9 protein-coding genes are annotated in these 12,585 nt (G+C 55.0%); 1 reads left to right on the top strand and 8 read right to left on the bottom strand.

Annotated elements, in window-relative coordinates:
- The 7 genes from MFFC18_RS24570 to MFFC18_RS24540 form a co-directional block, all read right to left on the bottom strand.
- Complete coding sequence (locus MFFC18_RS24570; RefSeq protein ID WP_084417318.1) at nucleotides 1–1,698, bottom strand: FMN-binding protein; 1,698 nt, start codon at nucleotides 1,696–1,698, stop codon at nucleotides 1–3.
- Between the two features lie 95 nt (nucleotides 1,699–1,793).
- On the bottom strand, nucleotides 1,794–3,392 hold the full coding sequence (locus MFFC18_RS24565; RefSeq protein WP_449288516.1) for an alpha-L-fucosidase: 1,599 nt from the start codon (nucleotides 3,390–3,392) through the stop codon (nucleotides 1,794–1,796).
- 163 nt (nucleotides 3,393–3,555) lie between these two features.
- Nucleotides 3,556–3,738 (bottom strand): CPXCG motif-containing cysteine-rich protein, encoded by a 183-nt coding sequence (locus tag MFFC18_RS24560; protein ID WP_075085793.1) that lies wholly within the window; start codon nucleotides 3,736–3,738, stop codon nucleotides 3,556–3,558.
- 160 nt (nucleotides 3,739–3,898) lie between these two features.
- Entirely contained in the window at nucleotides 3,899–5,125 is a 1,227-nt protein-coding gene (locus MFFC18_RS24555) for a M24 family metallopeptidase (protein ID WP_075085794.1), read from the bottom strand.
- A 58-nt stretch (nucleotides 5,126–5,183) separates the two neighbouring features.
- Nucleotides 5,184–6,101 (bottom strand): 5'-nucleotidase, lipoprotein e(P4) family, encoded by a 918-nt coding sequence (locus tag MFFC18_RS24550; protein WP_084417319.1) that lies wholly within the window; start codon nucleotides 6,099–6,101, stop codon nucleotides 5,184–5,186.
- 130 nt (nucleotides 6,102–6,231) lie between these two features.
- On the bottom strand, nucleotides 6,232–7,506 hold the full coding sequence (locus tag MFFC18_RS24545) for an esterase-like activity of phytase family protein (protein ID WP_084417320.1): 1,275 nt from the start codon (nucleotides 7,504–7,506) through the stop codon (nucleotides 6,232–6,234).
- A gap of 3 nt (nucleotides 7,507–7,509) precedes the next feature.
- Nucleotides 7,510–8,514: a DUF1559 family PulG-like putative transporter gene (locus MFFC18_RS24540; protein WP_075085797.1), complete on the bottom strand. Its 1,005-nt coding sequence runs from the start codon at nucleotides 8,512–8,514 to the stop codon at nucleotides 7,510–7,512.
- 215 nt (nucleotides 8,515–8,729) lie between these two features.
- Here MFFC18_RS24540 and MFFC18_RS24535 point away from each other — a divergent pair, with 215 nt between their 5' ends.
- A complete protein-coding gene (locus tag MFFC18_RS24535) occupies nucleotides 8,730–9,611 on the top strand; it encodes a hypothetical protein (protein WP_148619107.1) in 882 nt (293 codons plus the stop codon).
- A 115-nt stretch (nucleotides 9,612–9,726) separates the two neighbouring features.
- On the opposite strand, the gene MFFC18_RS24530 is transcribed toward MFFC18_RS24535, so the two are convergent.
- Nucleotides 9,727–12,456: a hypothetical protein gene (locus MFFC18_RS24530; protein WP_075085799.1), complete on the bottom strand. Its 2,730-nt coding sequence runs from the start codon at nucleotides 12,454–12,456 to the stop codon at nucleotides 9,727–9,729.
- Nucleotides 12,457–12,585: the final 129 nt, after the last annotated feature.

The raw sequence follows: 12,585 nt of genomic DNA, 5'->3' as shown, positions 1-12,585 counted from the left end.
TCAGGCGACAACCCGAAACAGGATTGCCGCGACCAACAGTAACATCGCGGCCCAGTCTCTCGACCCAATGCGATGGCTATCCGCTCGAAACTTCAAGAACCCCAACAGCGCACCGGTCGGACATCCAAACCGACAATAAGCCATCGGAGAGACTAGCGACGCTACCAGCCCAACAACAAACACGCCGATCGTTGCCCATCCGGCGACACGAAATGCAAACGCATCGAAGGGCTCGATGCTGGCCAGGTTAAAACTCGTCCCCGTCATCGCCACAATCACGACCAGCAGCAACAACGCAAACGGAACGAACTCCAAAACGGAATTCAGTGTTTTGGGAATCACGACCGGCCACGGCGAGCGTTTTTTGGCCAGCTGTTGGATCGCTCCGAAAGGGCAGATGTGGTGGCAGTACGGTTGGTGCTTCGAGACGATCGGCACGACAAAGGCCGCTATTGAGAGCAACACCAGGCCCGGCGCGACGCTCCACGGAATCGCGTTCTTTGACCAGCCTACAACCGAAGCCTGTGAAAGCATGTGGCCGTTGATGAGGCCAAGGAACAGGATCACGGCCAACTGGTAGGCGATTCGCAGCGATTTGCTTTTTCCAATCTGCCCGAACGAAAGCAGCATGCCGAAAATCGTCAGCAGGACCGTGATGGCATCGGCCCACCACGAAATCGCCCGGCGCGAAAATCCGCTTCCACCAGCCTCATCGTTGGCCGGTGCTTCGATCGCTGCTTTGGCCGCCAGCACCAAACCATCCGCCACGCACAGACTGGTCATCGTCGCGCCAGACACGCCATCGATGCCGCTGTCTTCCGGTGAAAGCTCCGCAAGTTGCTCCAGCGTTTTTCCAACGTAGAACTTTTGAAACGGCCGATCGTCATTGAGATAACTCGCGTAGGGCTGGTTCTCATAAGTCTGATCGACGACCAGCCCAACACATTTTCCGTCGTTGTCAAAACCGGCCAGCGTCATCGTCGGCCCCTGGTAACCCGAAAGCTGATCGGCGAAGGGCGACGTCGTCAGCAGAAAGCCGACTTTCGCGGAATCGGAAAACACATCCCAGATGTTGGACCGATCGGTGAGTTCGATTCGCACTGCATCATCAAACAGAGCGCGAACGTTTTCCATGTCGGGCTGTGCTTCGAACTTCAGCGAAGGAGCACTTCCGCCCATACGATTGGCGACCGAAGCGATGATGGCGTAACTGGTAAGCGTGGCTCCGGAAACGGCGTCGATCTGTTGCCACTGGTCCGAGGTCTCGAAGCCCAGCCCCGAGAACGCTTTAGCAAAATCCGGATCGTCTTTGACGGCCCGAACATGGTCCACGGTGTCGCCGCTGTTGGCGATGGCGACGGAGACGATTTGGTTTTCCGCGTCGAGCACGATCAAGCAATTCGTGGGCCCGGAGTAGCCGATGATGTGGTCGCTTTGCGGAGAAGTCTGCAGAATCGAGCCGATCGCATTACCCGAACTGTCGACAACGCGTTCACCTGCGATGCCGGTGGCTTCGGGAACAGATTGCTGAACGAACTCGATGGCTTGCGGGCTGTTCGAAAGATCCGCGTCGCTCCAAACGGTTTGGCGATGCGCGTCACGGATCAGCCAAAGTACCGAAACGAAGATCGCGACACGCAAAACATGAACGAGGACTCGTTTGAGCGGTGGATTCCGTTTCTTGGATCGGACAGGCACTTCTTAACCAGACCTCGCTCGCACCCTCATCGTTGTCGCACGCCGCGAACGTACGATTGAAGATGCATCATCCGCGGAGCGAAAGGCGATTATGTTTACTTCGTGACTTTAAGCACGTAAGCATATTCCGAAGGATGCGTTTCAGGAAGCTCAACGTTCAATCCGCTTTCGTCCCGATTCCACTTCAACTTCGCATCGCTGCCCAGCAATTCGACCGAAGCGATCTCTTCCGGAAAGTGTTCGCCGCCTTTGGCCAACGTTCTCACCGTGATTTTTCCGTCTTCGGGCCACGCCAGTCCGGTCACGTAAAGCACATCGCCCTTGGCCGTGAAGCGAATGTCCTGAGCGGTGAAACGCTTGTCTTTCGACTCAGAAACGTGCCCCGTAGAAACGCCTGTTGGTCCTTCGCCGTAAGTTTTCCAGTACGTTGTGTCGTAAATCGATTCGCCGTTGATCTTCAGCCACGAACCGATGGCTTTGAGGATCGCGGTGTCTTCTTCCGGGATCGTTCCGTCGGGGCGGGGACCGACGTTGAGCAACAGACAGCCGTTTTTGCTGACGATATCGATCAAGTCATCGACCAGACGATCGGCTGTTTTGTAACGCTGGTTTTCGGTATAGCCCCAACTGCTCGCGCTGACCGCGGTATCCGTTTGCCAGAACGGTTTGCGGATTTCGGCCATCTTGGAACGCTCTTTGTCCAGAACCGCAGCGGCTTCCGGGAAGGCGCCCCACTTGTAGTTGATGATGCCCATCGCATCGTTGTCGGCGGTCTGGTTGTAGTAGTAGGCCGCGAACTTTTGCAGGTGAGGCGTGAACGGGTTTTCGTCGTACTTCTGTTTTCTGAGCCCCGGCGTGATGCCAAAGTCAAACCAGAAAACGTCGGGCTGGTACTTGTCGACCAGCTCACAGGAACGAGCCAACCAGTCGTCCTTGAACTGTTCGTCCTGGGGAACAAAGTTCTCCTGATACTTGTCGGCACCTTTCTCGAACAGAAACGGCATCGGTCGACCGTACAGATCAGCGTACTGCGGGTCAGAGTTATCGAAGTCCTTGCTGCGAACGTAGAACATCCAGTTGAAAGCCCGGTGGCTGCTAACGCCGAACTTCATTCCTTCGGCGCGTACGGCTTTGGAAAGTTCACCGATAATGTCCCGCTTCGGACCCATCTCCGATGCATCCCAACGCGTGAAAGCACAGTCGTACATCGGGAATCCGTCATGGTGTTCGGCGACGGGAATCACGTAGCGGGCACCGGTGTCTTTGAAGAGCTTTGCCCATTCCGCGGCGTCGAATTTTTCGGCTTTGAATTGCGGAATGAAGTCCTTGTAGCCGAAGGTCTTTTGCGGGCCGTACTTTTCAATGTGGTGCTGGAAAAAGTTGTCGCCGCGACGTTTGGTGTCGATGTACATCTGCCGCGGGTACCATTCGCTGCCGTAGGCCGGCACGCTGTAGGCTCCCCAGTGAATGAAGATGCCGAACTTGGCGTCCTTGTACCACTGAGGAATTTCGTATCCTTCGAGCGATTTCCAATTCGATTCGAATGGGCCTTTGGCAACAGCGGCTTCGATTTTCTCAAGCGCTGGAGCAACCGCTGGATGCGGCTTCATGGGGTCAGGAGTTTGCGCGTCAGCCAGGCCGGTCAGAAAAAGTGCGCCGGCAACGGCCACGAAAGGTACGAATCTTCGAAACACAAAACACCTCGGTCAATGATGGTTAGAGAGCAGCACCATTTTAGCAGGCGACAGGCGATCGGACGTCTGCTCTGACAAATATCTGCCAAGGCAAATTGCGGGCGGTGTGGGGAGAAATCAGCCGAGGTTTGGCGCCGTCGCCGCAAATTATCGCAAAGCCCAATCAATCCCGGTGATCACACCATGCTCGAACTTCGCCGTCCCGGATTTCGACAGAGATATGGTTTGGATTGCAGCAAACCGGGCAGTCTTCCCAATACCGTTGGCTCTCGCCCTGCGTTGGGTCGATCGGGATGACAATTTCCTCGCCGCAGGAATCGCAAATGTAGGTTGCTTCGTCGTCCATGCAGAATAGCGTTTAATTAAGTAGCACGGTGGTCTCCACCGTGACTAGAAACCAAGTTAGAAGCACGGTGGAATCACCGTGACCAGAAACAAAGTTAGAAGCACAGTGGAATCACCGTGAAGGAAAAACAACACGGTGGAGACCTCCGTGCCACGTATGATCACGCGTTGATTCCAAACGGATCGTCGATCGAATGCGAAGGCTCAGTAAACCACTCCGGACCGGATTCGGTCATGTAAAAATGATCCTCCAGTCGAATGCCGAACTGATCGGGGATGACCAACATTGGCTCGCTGCTGAAGACCATGCCAACATCCAGCGGCGTCTTCTCACCGCGGACCAGATACGGGCCTTCGTGAATGCCCAACCCACAACCATGACCCGTTCGGTGAGGCAAACCGGGAAGTTTATAGTCCGGACCATAGCCAGAGCTTTCAAGTGACGCTCGCGCGGCGTTGTCACAGACTTCGCAAGGCTCGCCAACTTTCGCGGCATCGAAGGCCGCGATCTGAGCCGCTTTTTCAACTTCCCAGGCGGCGCGATGAGCTTCCGTCGGTTCGCCAAAGCAGAAACTTCGCGTGATGTCCGAGTTGTAACCGTCGAGCAAACATCCGGTGTCGATCAGCACCCAATCGTTCTCGCGAAGCGTCTGGGCGTCTTTGACTCCGTGCGGAAAGGACGTTCCGACATCGAACAGCACGATGCAGAAATACGAACCCGCCGCCGCACCAACTTTGCGGTGAGCTTTATCGATGAAGTCCACGACTTCCGGTGTCGTAATGCCGGGCCGGAGGATGGAAGCCGCCGCAGCGTGAACGGTCAGCGTCATTTCGTGAGCGCGTCGAATCAGATTGATCTCTGCTTCTGACTTTCGACTGCGAAGCGCTTCAGTCAGCGGTTGGGCGTGGCCAATTTTCAAATCCGGATTTGCCGACTGGATCCCGTCGACGATAAAGTACGGTGTGGCTTCGTCGAGCAACAGTTCTTTGTCAGCGACGTTCATCGAATTGAGAGCACGGCCAAGCAGAGCGTAGGGGCTTTCGTGTTCCTCCCATGCCAGAATTTCAGCCGGCAGTTTCCAGTAGTCACGCAGCGTATCGAGCTCGAACTTCGGCGCGATGTAGCAGATTTCTCCTTCGGCCGGAACGATCGCCGCGACCATCCGCTCGCTCGGATTCCACTTCAAACCGGTGAAATAGTACAGGTTCGTGCCGGCGTGAAGGTAAACCGCGCCGACGTTCTTTTCCTGCATCAGCGCCTGAAGATTTTCCAGCCGCTGTTCAAATTCTTCGGTCGCAATCGGCGGAACGCCAGACGTCATGTCCGACAACTCATCGAGCGCCTGTTCAATCGTCTTGCCGCCTACGCCCAGTGTTTCTGTCTTCATTGTCATGGTCTTTCCCGGACTTCCGGATTGCAAGTTTGCGTGATTGCGAGGAACTGAATCAGTTCTGCAGATGGCTTCGTTTTTGTTCCAGCTTTGTCTCGGGGCTGGAAAGATTGTTCCAGTCTTGCAACGACTGCTCCCAACCGCCGTAGTTGGGGTTCGGAAGCACGATCCATTTCTGACCCCAGCGCTGAGGATGCGAGTCAACCATCTCACGGCGTTTTTCAGACGATGGATGGTGTCCGGTCGAAGCGAAATCGTGCAAGTCGTCGCCCACGAGCAACAGCAAACGATACTTGCTCGCCAGTTCGGTGCGCCGCGTAATTTTGTCTGACTTCCAGTCTTCTTTTTCGTACTTGCTGAAAACCGCGTCAGGATCGGCTTCTTTCATCAGACCGACGGAGACAAGATTTTCGACCGTCGAGCCTTCGACTTCGTGTTCCCGATTGGTGAGAAAGATGACTTTCACGCCAGCGTCTCGACACGCGTTGACAAAATCGACGGCTCCCGCGACCGCAGTCGACTCTTTCCTGGTGACAAAAGCCTTCCAACCGTCGCGGGTGTATTCCGTTTCCGACTCAATCAGGCCGACCTGAAATCTGGAATTGTTGAGCACCGTTTCGTCCACGTCGAGAATCACCGCGGGCTTGAGATCCGCGAGTTTCACTTCGCCACTGTCGACCAGTGATTGTTGTTCCAGGGACGCTGTCCAGTTCGGATCGGCCAGCGCGTCCTTGAGAGTCAGTTCCGCGAGGCGATAGGTCTGACGCGTGATCGCATTGTATTCGCCAGAGGTCTGTACCCAGAGAATTGCGTCCAGGTCTTCGTGGCGCAGGCTTTTCTGAGACTGGTCAGGAGCGACTTCGGCCGCCTGTTCTTTTGGCGCCGGGGAAACAGAATCGGCACATCCGGCAGCGAACAATACGTTCGCCACCAACAGCGCACACAGGGTACATCGGTTGGAGCGGGGAATCATGGGATCCTGAACTGCGGGAAAGAACACTGCCTGGCAACACAGCGATTTTTATGTTGCTCAGGCAAGTCGGCAACGCCCAATTTTACAATCTTTGACCAAAGGTCGTGGATCGCGGGCGGATCAGACCATTTTAGCGTTCCAGCGCAGAAACAGGGACGGCGAAAGCGTAGATGACGGTCGCCTGTTCAGGAATAAAATCGTTGTCCGATGCGACCAATAGCAACCGATGCTGAGCGTCGACATTGGGACCAAACGCCAATCCTTCGATTTTCTCAGGCATTTTTTCGCCTGAAAGACCCCAGCGTTCGTCTAGCAAATCAATCAGCTCGGATTTCGCAACGGGCGTCACATCAGACGGAAGCTCCGTTGCCGGAAGCTGATCGATGGAGGATACGTCCGATGCAGACTTTGTCGAAACCAGCATCAGCTTCTTGAACTTCGCCTCATCACCCGCTTCGCCATCACGCTCAATCACAACAAACCGATTTGCACCACAGCTCAGAATCTCGTTCAGTTTGTTGGACTCGGCATCAAGATGGTACAGGAACTCCTCGCCGAATTCTCCATCGACGTTGAACGACGGCAACCGACAGTTCAGACCCTTCGGCTTGTCTTCCAGGGTTGCCCGATGAGCATCCTGAAGTAGCGGACTTTGCATCAGGCCAAACAGACGTTGGCCATCGGCAGATATCGCCAGCCCTTCCATGCCACGGTTCGTCGCGCGGCCAGAATGGTTTTTCGGATTTTCAGTCGGTTTGGATACGTCCGGGTTGGCAACAAGGTATCGCTGCGGGACTTCGAATTCCTGAACGAAACTTCCGTCAGCAGCAAACTCAATGACGCGCGGTCCGTATTCGTCAGAGATAAAAAAGTTGCCGTTGGCTCCAACGCGAATGCCTTCCGGATCGAGTCGCTGAGTTCGATTGTCAGACGGTTCAAACGCGGAAGCATATCCTGTGAAAGCCATGCCACGTTTGTCACGAAGCAAAACCGTTTCGATCAGCTCTGTTCGAACAGGCGAATCGCCTTCGGCGTCCACGATCACGCGTACTTTCTGGACTCGGCAATACCAGTCAACGGCGCCATCGAGAGGACCGCGGTCCGGCAACATCCAGTAGACATCACCTTCGCCGGTCCACGTGATCGCCGAGATTCCTCCCAGCATGTTGTTCGAAAACGTGCGTCCGTCCGGAACAACATCCGAACTGGTTCCTTCGGTTGGTACCAAAGTCTGATTCAGCCCGGACAAGTCAACGGCATCGCCAGCGATTTCCGCGACGCCAAGAAACTTGACTGACGGAACCTCGTTTTCATTTGCGACGACATCAGAAAGCAGAACCGATGCCGGGCCAAAGCAAACAGCCAGGGCCGCGACCAGCGTAAAACGCAATCTTGAATTTTGCATCGCTTAGTACTCTCCGTTGACTTCGCCGCCGGCACGTGTGCACAAGCTCACGAAAGTCTGGGCATCGATCGAGTCGCTGATGAAGTGAGCTGATCCGTCAGCCATCGCGAAACAGGCACCACCAGGGTGGAAACTGTAAGCTTCGCTAACGTTGATCGCGTTGATCATCACAGGACCGTACTTGTCCAAACCGTTTGCTGTCGCGCCGTTGATGCTGAATCCACAATCCGGATCGGCCCAGCCGGTGCCGTCAACGGGACAAAGTCGTCCGTCGAAGTTGACGACTTTGTCATCGCTGTAGTTTGCGAAGTCGTCCATTGTCATGCGACCGCCGGCAATGAAAACGTCCGGTTGGCCAGCACATTCGGCGACGTAAAGTGTGTTGCTTGTGCCGTCAGAAGCTCGTGCAATCGGGTTTTCTTTGAATTTGGACAGCAGTCCTTCACGAGCCTGCTCGCCTGGATCATCGATGTTCAAAACTTCGGTATAGACCTTCTTTTTGACTTCGTTGATCGAGCCGTAATCTCCAGCTGCAGCACCGACGCAGTGATACGGATCGACGCCCTCTGCGTCAGTCGACGATGGGCAGCGGAATAGTTGCAGCTGTTGCCCGATGACGGTCGCGTTATCGGAGTTCACGCTGTCGAACCAGGCGTAATCGAAGTCGAACTGGTTGGCGAGATTTCCCTGCTCAACGAATGGAAGGATCAGTGTTGTCCAGCTTTGAAACGCAGTCTCAGCCCCCGGATGGTTGGAGTTGGCAGAAGGAATTGGCTGGTCGTCGGGAGCAAGGCGACTTGGCGGAAACGCCATGTGTGCACTCTCGTAGTTGTGCAGTGCCAAACCCAGTTGACGCATGTTATTGAGGCAGTTGACGCGTCGGGCAGCTTCGCGAACGGATTGTACCGCTGGCAGCAGCATACCGATCAAAATCCCGATGATCGCAATGACCACAAGTAGTTCAACTAACGTGAATGCCTGTCTTTGGTTTGTATTCTTCAACGACATAATCTGTCCGTGAATGAGTAGGGCTTGATTCCATAATTTGAGGCCGAAATGTATCCAGACAATGTTAAGAAAGCAGAGAGAGAATGTTAAGAAAATGTAAATTTTGTGTGGTCGAAACTTAACTTGAAAACGGCCGTGGTTGCATCGTCAACCGTCCTTCATCGGCGCATACTGGAACGTCAAAAGTTCCAATTTCCAACATGGAGTTTCAGCCAATGATTTCAAGAGTTGTGGTGGCAACGATCGTTGTCGTTTTGCTAAATAGCACAGTTAACGCTGACCTTGTGGTACTCAATGAATACAACGCCGTAGGCAGTGATCGGTTTTTGGAAGCCGACACGGGGTCAGATAAAGCAGATGAAACGTTTGGACGTATTGTCGGAAATGGTGGCAACTGGTTCGAGTTGGCCGTGGTTGGAAGCGCTAGTTCAGCCGTAGTCGATATGCGAGGCTGGTCGATCAACTGGACTGAAGATGACGGAGACGGCCCGGGCGGTACTGCCAGCGCAGGCACAATCACCTTCAGCGATGACACGATTTGGTCCAACGTGCTTCGAGGCACGCTCATTACGCTGACTGAAACCAACGACGGCGGCGGTCAACTTGCGACAGGATTCACAGGTACCGATACTTCATTCGATCCAGGCTCTGGCGACTGGCACATCAATGTTGCGACTCTTGACGAAGTCGGCGTCGGTGGACTGGTTTCGACGACCACGAATGTTGTTGGCGATGGAGCCGGCAATTTCTCTGTCGGGAACGATGACTGGCAGATGACAATTTTCGATGACGTCGGAAATATGGTCCACGGTCCAATCGGTGAAGGAATCGGAAATCTCGGCGGCGTTAACAGTCGCGAAGTTGGAAAACTGGAAGGTCCGGGCGCTGGTGCGACATTGGCTGATTGGCTTGCCGTCGATGCGCTTACGGCGCCTTACGAGGACGGGACTTCAAGCACCTGGGGTTCGGCGAACGTTTACAGCGGCGGGAGTCAGACACAGGATTTCAGTTCACTGCGATCCGTGCCAGAACCAAACGCGTTGTTGATCCTCTCGGCTCTCAGCATGCTCGGAGTAGCGTCACCACGCCGCCGCTAAACACTGTTTGACGAATTGATTTTCATGCCGTCAACGCGGCTGATATCGACGATTGCTACGCCTGTCGATGAACAGGCGTAGCTCTACGGCGATCGGTTTAAGAAAATTTGCCCTCTCAAGTCGTAGTTTTCGTCTGCGATGAAACCTTCTTTCCATCAAATGCCGTCGCGATAACGGTCGTGCCCGCTGGAACGTCGATCATCGCCTGCGCCCGAACAGAACCGTCCGCAGAAGACCGCGTGCCCTGAATCGGTTTTCCGGAAACGTCCGAGAAACGAACGTCAGCATTGGGCAGCGTTTTGAATGCCGCGATAGTGCTCAGCTGCGACTGACCGGTTTGCGAAACGGTGACTTCCAGATCGCCGCCGCCCCGAGGAGTCTGGTTTGGCGGATCGACAAGGTTACGGATCCGCATACCAATCGTTGGCTCGGCTTTCGTCGTATCGAATTCGGCCTCCAGAAAGTTCCAGTAGTACGGCGTGCCTTTTTCGTGCGGATCAAGCGACGGCGTTGAGTACTTGGCGTGGTAAAGAGAATGGATCTCCAAATCGCGATCGTCGACGTCTTTCATCTTCGGGCCAAATCCCGGAATCACACCGCGACCACCCGACCGGCCGATCGGACCAAAGCTACATTCCACGACGCGATGTTCCTGATTCGTCATGATGCAACCGTTGTGCACGTCGCCATAAACGGTGGCGATTCCCTGACGCGAGCCCAGCAACTCCAACACGCGATCGGCGCCAGCCTTCACCCAGCCCGCGTAGTCGGCCGTCACGCGATCTCGTTGGCTAAACTTCATGGGATGGTTCATGCTCGGCGAAGTCTTGCCGTACTTGGCTCCTGTCCAAATCGTGTGCAAGCCGGAAATTCCGGTCAGGCAAATCAACGGCGATGAATCCGTCGCCAGTTGCTCCTGCAGCCACGCAAACTGTTCCTCACCCAGCAAACTACGCGTCGGATCGGTGCGGTCGTAAAGACTTTTGAACTTGCCCCAGCCCGCGTCGTCCCAGATGTCAACGTCCTGACTGCTGCGCCACAGACGCGAATCGCAAACGATCAAAGTGAAATCGCGATCCGGCATTTTCCAGGCTCGCCATTTCTTTGGATTGATCGTCGGGTCGACTTCTTCGGCACCGGTGGTCAGGTGATGCACAATCTGAAAGTTGCGACGCATGTAGTCGCGGTCCTGACCAAGCCCTTCCACATTGCGGATCGCAATTTGCTCGGGGCCTTTCACATCGTCCATGCCGTAGTCGTGATCGCCGGGATTGATCACGTTCCAGTGCCGCATCATTTGCCAGCGACTGGTCGGCCCGCAGATTGAATGCGCGACGATGTTATACGCGTCGTCGGTGCTCGGCGGATACATCACCAGTTCCATGTACCAAACGTCGTCTTCCCAGAGCATGACCTGGAAATCGTAGTCGTCGAGATGCTTGTAGGATTCCACCGTTGGCTGATCACGGATGATCCAGTCGTCCCGTCGACCGGTCATTTTCCATTGGCCATCGACACGCTGCTGTAGTCCTTCATTGATCGCGTGGCAGCTGAGCCCGCACATTTTGTAGGGCGCTTTGAGCTGTGGAAGTCGCCCAACATAGTTGCCGCCGCCCGGGACGTCGCCGACCAACCCCGAGCCCGGTCCGCACGCGTCGGTGCCAACGCGAGAGTCCGCGGTCACGTTGACGCCGTCTTTCCAGACGGTGTAGTACATCGTTTTCTCAGCCGGGTTGGCCGGAAGCGAAGCCAAAATAACGGACGTGTTGCTGCGCCATTTGTTGGTCACAATTTTGGCCGAACCAGCGACGGGTACGGATTGCCAACCGCCTTCCGGGTCCTGCGAATCGGCGATGCGAAGTTCCGCTGTGTCGCCATCGGAGGCAAACAGGCCGATGAACTTCACGGTCCAGTCGCCCGCTTCATTCTGAGCCAGCGAATCGCCCAACGGATAGCAGCTGAGACAATCCGCGACGCCGATTTCGAGCGGCTTGTTGGCTAGCGGGTCAACGTTGAACTCGTCGACCGAGAAATCAAGAATTCCCTGCGAAGTCACGCCGACGTAGCCAGCGGCCATTTTCGAAGGCACCGTTTGTTCGATCGTGTAAGCTTCCGACCCGACGGTCATCGTGGCGACGATTTTCGACGTGCTCTCTGTATTTTCCGTCGCAGCCACCGGTTCGACATCGATTTTGAATTCACAGGTATCGCCGACAGCCACATCTTTAGTGTCGATCGATTTGGACAGCCCTTTTTGCTTGTTGCCACTGAAGACCAAACGCAACTTCCGGTCATCCGACCAGACGAAGCGGATCGTGTTGATCAGTTTGGTATAGCTTTCGTAAATGCTCTTCGCGCCAAGCGCCAAACCGAACTGGCCAAAGCCATCGGTGTACATCTTCCAGGCGGGATCGTCGCCTTCTTCAGGTTCTGGCCGATCTCCCTGAAAAGTGATCGTGGCCGAGATCGAAAATTTGTCTTTCAGTTTCCACTGCCGTGCGTAAATCGCACATGGCGGCAAAGACGGATCATATTCGGTCTCATATTTAAAACCGTGAGTCACCGCATGAAACGGAAAACCGGTTTTACGGGCTCGGTCGCCGTAGTTCTTGATCCGCCGACGAAGGGCACCGTTTTCGACTTTCCAGAAACCCGGATTGAGTGTTTGCCAAGCGTGCCCGTGATAGAGCGAATTCGGATTCCCCTTAGCCGAAAGTTTCGTAGCCACAGGAAGTGTCGCTTTCGCCAAACCCTGCAACAGCGAGGGGCCTGCGGCAGCCATTGCGACCGAAGCGGCCATCATTTCGCGACGATCGACGCCAGTTTTGTTTTTCTCTGGTTGCATTTTCGGTACTCTTGTAAGGTGGCCAGCGGCAGAAGTCTACAATTTTAACCCGAAGCGCGAGCAAGGTGTCGGTTGTTTCCGTTGCGTCCGACGCTCACGCTTCGGGTTAAGATTTAGATGATCGTCAGA

It is taken from the genome of Mariniblastus fucicola (assembly GCF_008087665.1).
GTDB lineage: Bacteria > Planctomycetota > Planctomycetia > Pirellulales > Pirellulaceae > Mariniblastus > Mariniblastus fucicola.
The sequence above is the reverse complement of the archived record's forward strand: the minus strand, read 5'-3'. Positions and strand labels throughout refer to the sequence as shown.